This window comes from Psychrobacillus lasiicapitis, from assembly GCF_006861795.1.
Classification (GTDB): domain Bacteria; phylum Bacillota; class Bacilli; order Bacillales_A; family Planococcaceae; genus Psychrobacillus; species Psychrobacillus lasiicapitis.
The window spans coordinates 52,542-66,353 of sequence record NZ_VDGH01000006.1; the positions used below are offsets into that span (position 1 = coordinate 52,542).

The following is a 13,812-nucleotide window of genomic DNA, read 5'->3' on the forward strand; positions in this document are numbered from 1 at the left end:
GCAAATTACTAGGTGCTTTCCGTTCAACTAAGTTTTTTCCCAATCAAAATCTCCAGGTCCACCGTTATTTCTGCGGATTCACTTTTTAAAAAGTCCTTTAACTTTTCTTCGGAAGCTGTCCAAGTTAAAGGAGTCATGCGAACTAATGCATGGATGAGCGGATTGTCCAATTTTACCGTATATTGTATACGTGAAGTACTCACCATTTGGAAATTTTCTTTAAATAAATGCACTGTATCTGCATTAGAGTATGCTTGCTTTTCGGGTTCATTATAGACAATCTCTCTTAATTCTTTTAAATAATTTGTTTGAGGAACGATCTTAATCACTAAGCCATCGTCTTTCAATAGTCGATTAAACTCCACATAATTAGACGGGGAAAGGATATTCAAAATAATATCAAATTGTTCCTCTTGAAATGGCATTTTCGCTAGATCTGCTACTAACCACACTTTATTCGAATAGTTCTTAGCAGCTGCTAAGATACCTTCTTTGGAAATATCAATGCCTACTCCGGTTACAGGAATCTCTAAATCCAAACTAACCGTATCGCATATGGAAGATAGATGTGAGCCTTCTCCACAACCGGTATCTAGAATAAATGCGGGATTTTTTTGTTCTTTAATAATTTGAGCAATTGCGCTGCTTAGTGGTTCAAAAAAACGGCCTTCCGAAATCAGCTTTCTGCGAGCCTCGAATAAATCATTCCCGTATTTCGTTTTAATCGGATGGCTAAGCATATTAATATATCCTTGTTTACTAAAATCATATGTATGATTGTTTGCGCAAACTAAACTTTGCAATTCGTATACGCTCATGATTGAGTCGCAAATGGGACACTTGAAAATGGATTCCAGCCCACTTACATACTGTGCGCTTTTCATTCTATTGGTCATTTTAGACAAAATAACACCTCTTGTTTTCTATAGAAAATGAACAAATGACCCTGTGGGTGTTTGTTATAAACAGTGTAGCAAGGCTATTTTTTAATTGCAAATAATGGTCTGAAGAATCATGTATAGAGAAAAAGGTTGTCTCGATAGAAACTGGGGACAACCTTTTCTCGCTGCTTAGGAAACATAAATTTCAATATATATGGATAACTATTTACATGAAAAATAAGTAAGTTAAGCCAATTCTTATAATCGAGCGCAGTTTAGGGAAACTGCGCAGTAAGAAATTTTATTAGGTAACCGCTAGGATTTTCGCTTCAGGAGGACGCTTTCCGCGGGGCGGGCGGTGAGCCTCCTCGGTCGCTGTCGCTCCACTGCGGGGTCTCACCTGTCCCGCTTGATTCCCGCAGGAGTCGCCTCCTTCCGCTTCAATCAATGGAGACTTCTTGCTATTTAGCTCGGCAGTTATCAGAGCTATAAATGGATTCTGATTCACTGGTTATTTATGATCGACTTACTAAAGAAAATCAACCACAGTTTTTGACCATGCAAATCCAATAAGTGACTATGGGCGACCAAACAGTTGTCGAAAGTAACCAGTTGTAGTCTGAGAGGAACCAATTTTCCTAAAACAAGTTAACTCGAATTGAGACGGCAATAATAGAGCATTAACTAGGATTTTTTTCTTAAAATTTTCCACTTGCTCGGCTTGTCGCGTTCCCAGTGTGTATTGTAGCGTTGTACCATTTATTGGCGTTTAATAGCTAGAAAACTTTTAAAGAAGTTTCATTTGTTAAACAGTGACGCCTATTAGATAGCGTTATCCATCATGGATTGTAGCGGAAGGGCGTCGACTCCAGCCGGAAAAGCTTGAGGTGAAGACCCTGGACTGAGCGTAGCGAAGGAAGCGGCTGAAGCCAAGCCGGCGGAAAGCGTACGTCCTGCAGCGGAAATCTTAGCGGACTCTTCCTTCAATTCACTACCGCGCAGTTTCCTTATTATGTGTGACATCCCACTAACACTAATTATTTCTATTTACTATTGGGGCAGAGATAGGTGCTTGCACATTTGCTTTTTAAAGGCAAATGAACAGTTTGCTAGATTTAGTTGTAAAACCCTTCTTTCAGTAAAAAGTATGAGGTGCACTCAAGACGTATGACTGAATGCAAAATGAGAAATTTGAATTATAGTGAGAATAATAAGAATTCTAGCGAAGAGAACTTAGGATCCGGGTGAACCTCGCGTCGGAAGGAATGCATGAAAATGAAAAGTCTATATAAAGATTCACGATTTCGTTTAATAATTTTTGCTAATATTGCTTCGTCAATTGGATCTGGCATTACGATGATTACGATACCATGGATGCTCGTATCAAGTGAAAATGGCAATGCAGTATTTGGCTACGTTACATTATGTATGACGATTATTAGTTTCTTAATCACCCCGTTAGTCGGGAATCTAATCGATAAAATGTCACGAAAGAAATTGCTTTTAACGAGCAATATAGCAAGCTTTGTGATGTTGCTATTTTTCTCAGTTATTGGATTTGTCGGCCTGTCTTATGAGGTATGGCATTATATAATCATTTATATTATTGGCAGTTTGTATTACACTATTTTTTTCCCGACAATGTTTGCTTTAAATCAGGAAATTTTTCATAAAGACCAATATAAAATACTGAATGGAACAATGGAAGTGCAAGGGCAGCTATCCAGTGTCATAGCAGGAGCGTTGGCTAGTATTTTATTGTCAAAGTGGGATTTGCACTATATTTTGCTCCTTAATGTATTTGCCTATGTGGCAGCAATTTATTTGTATGTAAAAATTCCATATGTACGGCTTAAAAATAGTGAGACGAAGGGCACCTCCAAATCTAAAGGTGCAGAAGGCTTAATATATATGTGGAAACGTCCTGCTATGTTCTTGTTTTTATTCTTTTCCATTATGCCATTCATCGGTGTAATGATTACGAATTACTTGTTTCCTGTGTATTTAGCGGATGTTCTAAAAGCTTCCGGGAGCTTTTATGGGATTCAAAGTATGGTTTATGGGGTAGGAGCAGTAATTGCGGGAATAATCGTTCCTATTATTGCTAAGAAACTAGGGGATGAAAAGACAATTGTATATAGCGTTATTACATATACGATTGCTATTTCGTTGATTGTTATCGCAAATATTCCTTTTTACTTATCGCTTATGTTTTTTATAGCTCTAGGGAACAGCGGAGCGCGTGTTGCTCGAAATTCTTTCTTAATGGACCGAATACCAAATGAAATAATAGGTAGAGTAGATAGCTTATTTCGATCGGTTGGGCTTCTACTAAGAATCGTTTTACTCGCCCTTTTTACAGGTATGGTATCAGCAGGTCTCATTATTTATTGTTTCTTTATACTTAGCGGAATACTAATCATCGCTTCTATTTTCGTGACTTTTTCTTGGAGAAATGGCATCGAGGTAAATGAAAAAACTATTAATCTTAAGATAAAAAATAAACAATTAGCAAAAGCTAAAACTTGAATACGCCATCGGAATGTGTATAATGTAAATTAATTGCATACGTAAAAAGTTTTCTAGGGTTCCGCAACGAGTAAGTTGGTCCGTGACCGAGAGAAAACGCTCAGCTTATGCTGTGTCACGGAAGGATAAAAGCCTGGGAGAAACTGTTTTTACAGTTCTCCTAGGCTTTTTTATTTTATAATTTGGAGGGATTTTTGTGAACAAAGAATGGTTGAAAGTGTATATTGCTGCTTTTTTTGAAGTGTTTTGGGTGATTGGCTTGAAGCATGCAGATGATTTCTGGACTTGGTCAGGGACCGTTATTTCGATTGTTGTTAGCTTTTATTTAATGATAGCCGCGGGTCGTAATCTTCCTGTCGGGACTGTTTATGCAATTTTTGTCGGAATGGGGACAGCGGGAACAGTTATTTCGGAAATTCTTTTCTTTGGAGAAGCCTTTAAACTAAGTAAAATATTGTTGATTGTTATTTTATTGGCTGGTGTCGTTGGATTGAAATTAGTTACAAAAGACAAAGTGCAAGAAGGAGATGAATCGTAATGGCATGGATATCGTTAATAGTAGCAGGGATTTTAGAAATGTTTGGAGTTGCGATGATTACCAAATTGCATAAGGACCGTAACTGGCAATCCTTTGTTCTTCTGTTTCTTGGATTTGGGGGTAGCTTCTTGTTTCTAGCATATGCGATGAAAACTCTTCCTATGGGAACGGCATATGCCATTTGGACAGGAATTGGGGCATCTGGTGGTGCAATTTTAGGGATGATTTTATACGGGGAACCAAAGGATTGGAAAAGGCTTGTTTTTATTGCGATGGTATTAGGAGCAGCAATCGGATTGAAGCTAGTCTCTTGAGATTAATGATCAAATTCAAAGATAATCTGCTGATAAAAAGCGGATTATCTTATTTTTTTCTATTCATCAAGTAAAATGCGGTGCCAGCAATAAACAAAGCAGTACTTAACGCCATTGCTATGCCATTCCATTCTCCGTTGAATAAGGTAATGTTAGTTAGCGTAATAAACTGCATTAAGATAATGATGATGTATAATCCCGTTATTGTGTTTATAAAAGTTTCTCCTTCGAAATATATTTACTTCTTCTTTCTAATAATTGATAGTCTTTCGTTTTAGAGATTGGGATGTCATGTTTGTGAGCGAATGTAAGTAATTCATGAAAAATTCTATTAGATGAAAAAAGAACAAGACGTAGATTTAACCCCTTTTTTGTATGAATGAGAGCCCCTGGCGTAGCCCAACTATAACGTTTGAAAGCAATTTTCTTCAAGTGAGAAGGATGGAACACTCTTTTATAAATACAAATAGACATAAAGGAAACTTCATACATCAAATACTCATCAAGAAAGATAAATGTATAATTAATAGAAAATGTAATAATAATGAAGAGACCAAGTAAAATAGAAAAGTAGAATAAGCCACCATAAGAATGAGTTGCGTAGCTATTTGCTATTTGAATAACGGGTATGAACAATAATGTACCTAAATATCCTTTTTGGGATTTAGCATGGAAAGTTATTTGATTTCACCTCTTATAGTAAATAGTCTTTAATCAATAAAAGGAAAGTCATGTAAATGATGAAAAGACCTAGAGACAGGTCGATAGAAAAGTTTAGTGGATCTTGATTCTTGCATTCATATGCATTAATTTACGGAATGAGTAGCTATCAAAAGTAATACTAGGCTAGTAGTAAAGGATGAAATGAAAATAGGGATGAATAATAAAATGACGACTATTATTTTCAAAACAGGGTGGTTATCTATTTGAACGAACAAACGATCAACATTTTTTACAATGATGTAGTGGATATATATGTTAATAGTATATCATTTATGGAAACCAATACTGTAATATGTTTCTGAAAATTCCTTCCGTCTTCTTATGTATATTTTTCCTGAAACCGTTCAATCTTCCATCCGTATAATAGTTAAGTAGAAAAAAAGAAAGAGAGATGATTGTATGACGTTTGTTTTTATTATTTCAGCAGTTGCAGCAATTATTACTGCATTATTAGTCGTACCACTGACAGCTAAGAGAAAAGACATGATGTCTTCTTTAATTGGTTTAGCCGTTTTAACATTTATCGTATTAGCGATTATCTATTATTTAACAAATATAGACCGTAATTGGATAGCTTTATGGCCGTTGCTTGTGCTAGCCACTTTAGCTGGAACTATTTTGTCAAAAGGAGCGGAACAAAAAGCAAAAGGCGTTCTTTTTTTAGGGAGTTTAGTGCTAGCCATCTATATGCTGTCTGCGTTTCTTTGGAATGCGGATGAAAAATTTGAAGTGGCTAAAATGGATGGGCAAGTAGAAATTGAAGCGTTTGATGAAACGAAAACACCTGCTAGTGTGCCGCCTCAATTTGCACGGAATAAGATGAAAAAAGCATTTGGGCAAGTTCCTAATACTAGCTATTATGAATTAGGCAATTTACAAATTCAAAAAGTGAATGAAGAATACGTTTATATTGCACCAGTAGAGTTTTCAGGGTTTTTCAAATGGTGGAATGGTGATGTGACACCGGGTTATTTTACGATGAGTGCGACAGATTCATCAGATAATCCTGAATTTATCGAAGCGGATATGGCATACACACCATCTTCCTATTTCCATAAAAACTTGGAAAGGCATATGCGTATGAAGCATCCAAATAAAATATTTTACGGGGATGTGCAATTGGAAATAGATGAAGAGGGAAAACCATATTATATTCGTTCTTATGGGAAATTTATCTCCGCTCGTAACGGTTTTGACGTAGAGGGAATCGTTGCTGTCGACCCCGCTACAGGTCAAACAGATGCTTATGCGCTAGCAGATGTCCCGGCATTTATAGATGGAGCGGTATCACCGGAAACGGTAAGTTTGCAAAATAGCTATTATGGGAAATATATACATGGTTTTATGAATAGCTTATTCGGTAAGAAAGATGTGAAGCTACCTTCCGATGAAGGAACAGAAGCAAATGTTAGTCCGATTTTCGGGGAAGATGGTCAAATGTATTATTTCACGGACTTTACAAGTCCAAAAGAAGGCGTTGATTCGATGCTCGGTTATTCATTAACAGATGGTCGAACTGGTAAAGCTACTTATTATACCGGCAATCTAGAAGATTCGTATATGGATTCCCAAGGGGCATTACAAATTATTGAAAAGAAATTTATCGAGAAAAAATGGCAAGGCGAAATGCCAGTGCTGTACAATTTTTATGGAGAGGCTAGCTGGTTAACGCCTGTACTTGATTCTAATGGGTTTTTACAAAACTACTTCATCGTATCAGCGGCAAATCCAGAAATATCTGTATACGGAAACACACCGAACGAAGCATTGAAACTATATAAAACGGCTATTCAACGCGGAGGAAGTTCAGTGGACGGCAGCTCAAAAGCGGAAGAAAAATCGGTAAATGGTACAGTTGCGCGCGTGTTCAAGGAACGTATTGGGGACTTCACGCAAGTTTCGTTCTTGCTTACAAATAAAGAAAATTATATAGTATCCTCCGAAATAGCTCCATTTGCGGTTTATATGGAAGAAGGAGATATTGTAGAAGTAACATATCTGGACACTGGAGAACTATTCTTACCTGTTAAAGAGGTAACGATTAGAGGACTTGAGAAAGAGTAAATTAGAATGTCGACAAACCCTAATTCATTGGGATTGTCGACATTTTTTAGTGTAAGTATTAAGATGTTTTCATTTTCAAGCCTTTAACAGGCACAACGTTTCGACAACTTGGTTGAAAATCACTGCTTAGATGGTATAATAAAAACATAGCAAGGATATATTAAAAAGACTGCTCGGTGCGGTCAACACCAAACAGTCATATAATAAAATAGCATCGCTTCAAAGGCGATCAGCAAACAGAAAGAGTAAATCACCCTATTGCTTGTGGCTCAGGGGCGGTTTACTTTTTTTCTTTCGAAAAAGTAAGAATGGAAACAATTAAGCCGGCGAACGCAACAGCGAACATTAAGGCTTCGAAAGTTGACATTGGCAACACCTCCTCTCCCTATTCTTGTAAATAACAAAAATAGTAGATAGGAAAAAAGAGATGCTGACCGCCCATGAGCACCCTATTCTATTACTTTTCTATTATACCATGTATCCTTATTTTATTTGTTAGAATTTTAAAAATATAAAAACGAGCAAGAAAACAGGAGTGATCCCTTGAAAATCCATTACTTAACAATAGGCGAAGTGGCGAAGCTCAGTAATATATCTATTCAAACTTTACGTTTTTATGATCGTATCGATTTATTTAAACCAATAAAAATTGACCCGAAAAATCAGTATAGGTATTACCAAAATACCCAATTATATTATTTAGACATTATTAAATCGCTAAAATATCTTGGTCTATCCTTAGAAGAAGTTAAATCTGTACTAACATTGAGTCCCGAGGAACTAGTGAATTATTTGGCAGATCAAGAAAATAAAATCGAAGAGGAATTTCGAAGGCTGATCGAAACAAAAGAAGTGTTAAAACGAAAGAAGGAACAAATACAATCATTTGTAGTGGAATCCGATAAAATGCATGTCTGTGTAAAGGAAATACCTGCCCAAAAAATAGTAAAGATAAAAACATCCGATATAAGTATAAATGACATCCCAAACAGAGAATATGGACTTATTAGTAAGGTGCTAGAAGATATGGGAAGTGTATTCGACACGCTATATGGTGGTGCATTTGCTTTGGGTAAATATGAATCGCTGGAAGATATCCATTACGACTACTTATTTACATATGCTGTCACAGACAAGGAAATCCATATTAACTCGGAAGATGTAGAAATAAGCACTATACCAGCAGGACAATATCTCAGTATTACTTTTGCATTTACAGATGACGCATACGAAATTTGTTATCAAAAATTAATGGACTATATGGAGCAGCATCAGATAAAAATAGAACCAATCGTATATGACGTTTGGATGCCAATAAATTTCACTGCTTCGAATAAAGATGAATTTTTAGTGGAATTAAAAATACAAATTCAAGCTACTTGACCCTATAGTAACTATAGGGTTTATTTTTGTAGGTAGAAAGTATTTTTATTAGATTGTTAGGAGCTTGAAAATGGTTATGCAAAAAAGTAGTTTAAATAAGACAATATATTTAGTGCTTATTAATTTGTTTATTGTGTTTTTAGGGATAGGATTAGTGATTCCTGTAATGCCTACACTCATGAGGGAGATGCATTTAGAAGGGTCTACAATGGGTTACTTAGTGGCAGCATTTGCGTTCACCCAACTATTAGTGTCTCCTATAGCAGGAAAATGGGTCGATACATTTGGTCGCAAGAAAATGATTGTGATCGGGATGCTTCTTTTTGCACTATCCGAGATGCTTTTCGGATTTGGGAAAGATGTAACGGTATTGTATATATCGAGAATGTTGGGCGGTGTTAGTGCTGCTTTCATGATGCCGGCAGTGACCGCTTTTGTTGCTGATATTACATCCTTAAAAGAACGTCCTAAAGCAATGGGATATGTTGCAGCGGCCATTAGCACAGGTTTTATCATTGGACCTGGAATTGGTGGTTTTTTAGCTGAACATGGTACGAGACTTCCTTTCTTTTTCGCAGCAGCTTTAGGATTTTTAGGATCTGTTTTTTCGTTAGTAATATTGAAAGAACCTAAACGACCAGAAATAGAAGAGAAGAAAACAGAAAAGCAAGTAGCAAAATCAGGATTCCGCAAATTACTGGAGCCGATTTATCTTATTCCGATGCTGATCATTCTTGTATCTAGCTTTGGTCTTGCTGCTTTTGAAACAGTCTATTCTCTGTTCGTCGATCATAAATTTGCCTTTACGCCAAAAGATATTGCTTTAATCATTACGGTGAGTGGTATTCTTGGTGTTATTGCGCAAGTTTTATCGTTTGACCGGATCGTAGATAAAATAGGAGAGATTAGACTAATCCAGATTTGTATGGGTGTATCAGCAATATTCATATTTGCAATGATTAAAGTGTCGTCATACTGGTCTATATTAGTGGTGACTTTTGTTATTTTCCTAATGTTTGATTTGATACGTCCTGCATTGACAACGTATTTGTCTAAAATAGCTGGCGATGCACAAGGTTTCGTAGGAGGATTAAATTCTACATTTACGAGTATAGGAAATATTATAGGCCCTGGAATTGCCGGTATACTCTTTGACGTAAATATTGATTATCCGTACGTATTATCGATGTATGTGCTTGCACTTAGCTTTGTTATTTCGTTGTTTTGGAAAGAGCGACGAGCTAACTAAAATAAAAGAGCTATCCACTTGAAAAATAGTGGATAGCTTTTTGTTTTAGGAGGAAAAGTATCTTGCGATTCGGAGTGTGCATCTTGCGATTCGGAGTGTGCATCTTGCGATTCTACCCTAATAGCTCAACACCTAATAATCAAAGTGCGCTTACTTGATATTTATGAAAAAAACGATTGAGTAAATGATTATATTCATGTTTCTTTTCTAAAATTGGCAAATGTCCACAGTTGCCGAGAATGACCAACTCGGCTCTTGGCATAAACCATTTCGTTTGAAGGACACTAAACAAAGGATTTACCTCGTCATATTGCCCGCCGATAATTAAAGTTGGCACTCTGACAAATGGTAGGATGGGAAGATAGTTAGATTTGATAGCTGAAAAAGAGGATGCGAGATAGGGTACTTTTTTAATAAGAAACATTTTTTTAGCTGCATCGATTAAGTTAGTTTCTTTACGATATAAACACTTTTCCGCGGTATAGGTTGTATATTCGTCGCTTGTAGATGAATGTAAATTCCTTGCGCCTTTCATAACTGTCAGTTGTCCTAAACAAGTGGGAGCGTACGAAAATGTATTGGACAAAACCATTGACTGCACGATTTTATTGTTCTGACAGTAAATTTCTTGTACGACGAGTCCGCCCATTGAAAGTCCACAAAAATGGGCTTTTTCGATACCTAAAGAAGCAAGAAGGGATAAAATGTCATGTGCGAAAACGGATATTGAAATATTATCAAACTCTTCGGATTCGCCATGTCCACGAAGGTCAGGTATGATCAAACGATAATTAGAGGATAGTTCGTATTGGTTTTCCCAGGATTCTTTTTTACTACCTAATCCATGAATTAATATTACAGGTTCACCTTGACCGATATCTAAATAATGGATGGTATTAACCTCCTTTACTATGTTTATTATTGTCTAGTGTTCCCGTGCAACTTCCCATTATTCCTATTTTATTCAAGGAGTAGAAGAAGGCTACATTTCTTCTATATGAACAAGGGAAGTCATTTTGTCTTTTCATGAAAATCCGATACAATAGGAGATAAGAACATTTAGTGGTGAAACGGAGGACTTCATTGTGCCGGAAGCAGCAACTTTACAAAAAGAAGCAATGGACATGCTAAAACAGACAAGCAGAACTTTTTACATACCGATCACATTTTTGGAACCAAAACTGAAAAAAGCGGTTGCCTCTGCTTATTTAGTGATGCGTGCAATAGATGAAATAGAGGATCATGAGGCATTAGGTTCGCAGGAGAAACAAGCACTATTGCGTGCAACAAGTAAAATGTTAGCAACAGAATTTAATACAAAAGAGTACGAACAGTTAGTAGAACCTTTTCAAGATATATTGCCAGAGGTTTCTTTAAGACTTGGCGATTGGCTTGCAATTTGTCCGGCAGATTTAGTGGATAAAGTAAAAGAGTCTTCAAGCGAGATGGCAGAAGGTATGGCTAAATGGGTAGAAAAGAATTGGCAAGTAAAAACAAAAGAAGATCTGGATGAGTATACATATTACGTTGCTGGTTTAGTTGGGGTGATGCTATCTGACTTATGGAAGTGGAATGCAGATATCGATACAGACCGAGAGCTAGCGATTGCATACGGACGAGGCTTGCAAGCAGTGAATATTCTGCGCAATAAAGACGAGGATAAAGAACGAGGGGTCCAATTCTTCCCTGAAGGTTGGACGCGAGAGGACATGTTTCACTATGCAGAAGGTAATTTAGCAAAAGCTGACGAATATATGAAATCCATTAATCGTCGAAGCATTAAATTATTTTGTAAGCTACCACTTGCACTAGCGCATAAAACGTTAAAAGCGTTGAAGAGTGGAAAAGAGAAAATGACTCGTGCAGAAGTAGAAGTTACAGTGGAAGAAGTGCAGGCAGAAGTTTAAAAAACAAAAACCCGAAAAGAGTGTGAGGCTCTTTTCGGTTTTTTTTTCGTTTTTGATATTGAGAAATATAGTAAATGGTACTAAGTTCTTTGGTGAGCATAACACATAAATTTAGGCTAAATCAGAAATAATATCTATAAATATTAAAATTTATCTCAAACACTAATCAATAGGATTTATTAATTCCATACTAAAAGTGAAATTAGGAATATTTTTTTAGCACCTTATAAACATAACGTGTAACCTCCTTGGTGAAAGGGGCGTTAGTTTAACATCATAAATTTTTCACAAAATAGATATATATCTGTTTCAGATCTATTCATCTATTCATATTCTAGTAATAATAGAGAGGAGATGAATAGATGGAATCTAATGATGAATTAATTTGCAAAGAGTTTGCTAGAATTATCGGCGGACAAGAGGGATTTGCGGGCGGAAAATGCGTGGCAACCATAAATCGAAATGAAATACATGCAAAAATTTTAGGAAAACGTTTCAGAGTAACCTCTTCTTTCTCATTTGAATCTAGAGATAATCGTGGTCAAGCATTATGCCTAGGTAGAGTAGCACTCTTGCAAAAAGAAGTCGATAGTTTTGTTACTTCTATTTCAAAACAAGGAATAATTGTTTCATCCATACACAACGAGTGGCTATTTGATAATCCCAATTTGATATACGTTAACATCGAAGCTGATGATGATCCACTAGTTTTTGCTAGAAAAGTCAGAAGAGCGTTAAGGTACTAACAGCACTTGTTGAAAAATAGATGGATTATTTTGTATTATCTAGAACATGGTACGTAGTAGTTACCTTTTAATATCTTCATAGTTGATTAAATTTAATAATGATAATCAATGTCAACTATTGAGTGTATTGAAAGTACCTCTTGTTGTATACTTATATTGCCAGGTGGATATTTACACTTTCAATACATTTAAAATGGAGGGAATAACGATTTTATCTGAAAAATTACATGAAGCATTGAATGAGCAAATGAATTTTGAATTTTATTCGGCACATGCCTATCTAGCAATGGCTGCATACTGCACAGCAGAAACGTATGATGGATTTGCCAATTTCTTTTTAGTGCAAGCCGAAGAAGAGCGTTTCCATGCAATGAAATTTTATAATTTCCTAAGTGATTTAGGATATAGAGCTACAATTGATGGTTTTAAACGCCCACATAATGAATTTGACTCTATTTTAGATGCTTTCGAATCAGCATTGGCGCATGAAAAAGAAGTGACACGTCGTATTTACCATTTATCTGATATTGCTTTAGATGAGCGTGAGCATGCAACAATGGCATTTCTAAGGTGGTTTATCGATGAACAAGTAGAAGAAGAGTCAACATTCGATACGCTTATTAATAAAATCAAGCGAATTGAAAATGATTCAAATGCAATTTTTATGCTAGATTCGGAGCTAGCTTCCCGTACATTTACACCCGATGAGGCATAAAAATAGCATTAATCAAACAAAAAATCCCAAGAAGAATTGTTTTTCTTCTTGGGATTTTTTATGTTTTAACTAAAATGAGTTAACCAATTACAAAAAAATGTTTACACAAATGGAATTTCAAGCTATGATTTATTTAATTCATAGATGTCGACTTCTTTTGAAAATTATTAATTGTTCATTATATTAACGGGGGAAGAAAATGAAAACAAAAGAGATGGTATTCGCTGCATTATTTGCTGCATTAATAGGAGTTTTGGGCATGATTCCGCCAATTCCACTAGGATTTATACCAGTGCCAGTCACTGCACAAACACTGGGCGTCATGCTTGCGGGTAGCTTTTTAGGAAAGAAAACGGGAGCCATTAGTTTAGTTTTATTTATCGTATTAGTCGCTTTAGGTTTACCTTTATTGTCAGGTGGACGGGGTGGTCTAGCTCCTTTAGTTGGTCCGTCTGCTGGGTACATTTTCAGTTGGCCCATTGCCGCATTTTGTATCGGACTGGCGATAGAAAAAGTATGGCCAACGTTAAAGATATGGAAAGTGATCGTTATTAATTTTATTTTTGGCATTGTACTTGTTAGTTTAATTGGTGCACCAGTAATGGCGATTATTACGAATACATCCGTTTGGGCAGGACTTGTAGGTGCTACTGCATTTTTACCTGGAGATTTAATAAAGGCAATTATTGTAGCTATTATTGTTATGCAAATTAAAGCAGTTAGCCCAATTGAGCAGAAGATTAATAACTAAAATATCGAACGA

The 13,812-nt window shown here is 36.2% G+C and carries 15 protein-coding genes and 1 riboswitch; of the genes, 10 read left to right on the plus strand and 5 right to left on the minus strand.

Annotated features, from left to right (window positions below; translation table 11 throughout):
- Nucleotides 1–23: 23 nt before the first annotated feature.
- Entirely contained in the window at nucleotides 24–896 is an 873-nt protein-coding gene (locus FG382_RS11020) for a putative RNA methyltransferase (protein WP_142539163.1), read from the minus strand.
- Between the two features lie 1,260 nt (nucleotides 897–2,156).
- Here FG382_RS11020 and FG382_RS11025 point away from each other — a divergent pair.
- The 3 genes from FG382_RS11025 (at nucleotide 2,157) to FG382_RS11035 (ending at nucleotide 4,262) form a co-directional block, all read left to right on the plus strand.
- Nucleotides 2,157–3,410, plus strand: coding sequence for an MFS transporter (locus FG382_RS11025; RefSeq protein WP_142539164.1), 1,254 nt, complete (start codon nucleotides 2,157–2,159; stop codon nucleotides 3,408–3,410).
- 42 nt (nucleotides 3,411–3,452) lie between these two features.
- A riboswitch (guanidine-I (ykkC/yxkD leader) is annotated at nucleotides 3,453–3,552 on the plus strand.
- Nucleotides 3,553–3,606: 54 nt separating this feature from the next.
- The gene (locus FG382_RS11030) at nucleotides 3,607–3,948 is read left to right on the plus strand and encodes a DMT family transporter (RefSeq protein WP_142538942.1); all 342 of its coding nucleotides are present in this window, start codon (nucleotides 3,607–3,609) and stop codon (nucleotides 3,946–3,948) included.
- Nucleotides 3,948–4,262, plus strand: coding sequence for a DMT family transporter (locus FG382_RS11035; protein WP_142538943.1), 315 nt, complete (start codon nucleotides 3,948–3,950; stop codon nucleotides 4,260–4,262). Before FG382_RS11030 ends, FG382_RS11035 begins: the two co-directional genes overlap by 1 nt.
- A 49-nt stretch (nucleotides 4,263–4,311) precedes the next feature.
- On the opposite strand, the gene FG382_RS23365 is transcribed toward FG382_RS11035, so the two are convergent.
- Nucleotides 4,312–4,437, minus strand: coding sequence for a hypothetical protein (locus tag FG382_RS23365; protein WP_280525885.1), 126 nt, complete (start codon nucleotides 4,435–4,437; stop codon nucleotides 4,312–4,314).
- Between the two features lie 35 nt (nucleotides 4,438–4,472).
- Nucleotides 4,473–4,898 carry a hypothetical protein gene (locus FG382_RS11040; protein ID WP_142538944.1) on the minus strand — a complete coding sequence of 142 codons (426 nt, stop codon included), beginning with the start codon at nucleotides 4,896–4,898 and terminating at the stop codon, nucleotides 4,473–4,475.
- A 486-nt stretch (nucleotides 4,899–5,384) separates the two neighbouring features.
- Between FG382_RS11040 and FG382_RS11045 the strand changes: the two genes are divergently transcribed.
- A complete protein-coding gene (locus tag FG382_RS11045) occupies nucleotides 5,385–7,049 on the plus strand; it encodes a hypothetical protein (protein ID WP_142538945.1) in 1,665 nt (554 codons plus the stop codon).
- Nucleotides 7,050–7,329: 280 nt separating this feature from the next.
- Here the strand turns inward: FG382_RS11045 and FG382_RS23580 are convergent, their stop codons facing one another.
- Nucleotides 7,330–7,416, minus strand: a complete 87-nt coding sequence (locus FG382_RS23580) for a putative holin-like toxin (protein ID WP_477919055.1) — start codon at nucleotides 7,414–7,416, stop codon at nucleotides 7,330–7,332.
- 176 nt (nucleotides 7,417–7,592) lie between these two features.
- Here FG382_RS23580 and FG382_RS11050 point away from each other — a divergent pair, with 176 nt between their 5' ends.
- A complete protein-coding gene (locus tag FG382_RS11050; protein WP_142538946.1) occupies nucleotides 7,593–8,432 on the plus strand; it encodes a MerR family transcriptional regulator in 840 nt (279 codons plus the stop codon).
- A gap of 76 nt (nucleotides 8,433–8,508) precedes the next feature.
- Nucleotides 8,509–9,681, plus strand: a complete 1,173-nt coding sequence (locus FG382_RS11055; protein WP_142539165.1) for an MFS transporter — start codon at nucleotides 8,509–8,511, stop codon at nucleotides 9,679–9,681.
- A gap of 139 nt (nucleotides 9,682–9,820) precedes the next feature.
- On the opposite strand, the gene FG382_RS11060 is transcribed toward FG382_RS11055, so the two are convergent.
- Entirely contained in the window at nucleotides 9,821–10,603 is a 783-nt protein-coding gene (locus tag FG382_RS11060; RefSeq protein WP_142538947.1) for an alpha/beta fold hydrolase, read from the minus strand.
- Between the two features lie 163 nt (nucleotides 10,604–10,766).
- Here FG382_RS11060 and FG382_RS11065 point away from each other — a divergent pair, with 163 nt between their 5' ends.
- The 4 genes from FG382_RS11065 to FG382_RS11080 all read left to right on the plus strand — a co-directional run bounded on the left by FG382_RS11065 (nucleotide 10,767) and on the right by FG382_RS11080 (nucleotide 13,800).
- Nucleotides 10,767–11,588: a squalene/phytoene synthase family protein gene (locus FG382_RS11065; protein WP_229677390.1), complete on the plus strand. Its 822-nt coding sequence runs from the start codon at nucleotides 10,767–10,769 to the stop codon at nucleotides 11,586–11,588.
- A gap of 362 nt (nucleotides 11,589–11,950) precedes the next feature.
- Nucleotides 11,951–12,334, plus strand: a complete 384-nt coding sequence (locus tag FG382_RS11070; RefSeq protein ID WP_142538948.1) for a DUF1259 domain-containing protein — start codon at nucleotides 11,951–11,953, stop codon at nucleotides 12,332–12,334.
- A gap of 208 nt (nucleotides 12,335–12,542) precedes the next feature.
- The gene (locus FG382_RS11075) at nucleotides 12,543–13,049 is read left to right on the plus strand and encodes a ferritin (protein WP_142539167.1); all 507 of its coding nucleotides are present in this window, start codon (nucleotides 12,543–12,545) and stop codon (nucleotides 13,047–13,049) included.
- A 199-nt stretch (nucleotides 13,050–13,248) separates the two neighbouring features.
- Nucleotides 13,249–13,800, plus strand: a complete 552-nt coding sequence (locus FG382_RS11080) for a biotin transporter BioY (protein ID WP_142538949.1) — start codon at nucleotides 13,249–13,251, stop codon at nucleotides 13,798–13,800.
- Nucleotides 13,801–13,812 lie beyond the last annotated feature (12 nt).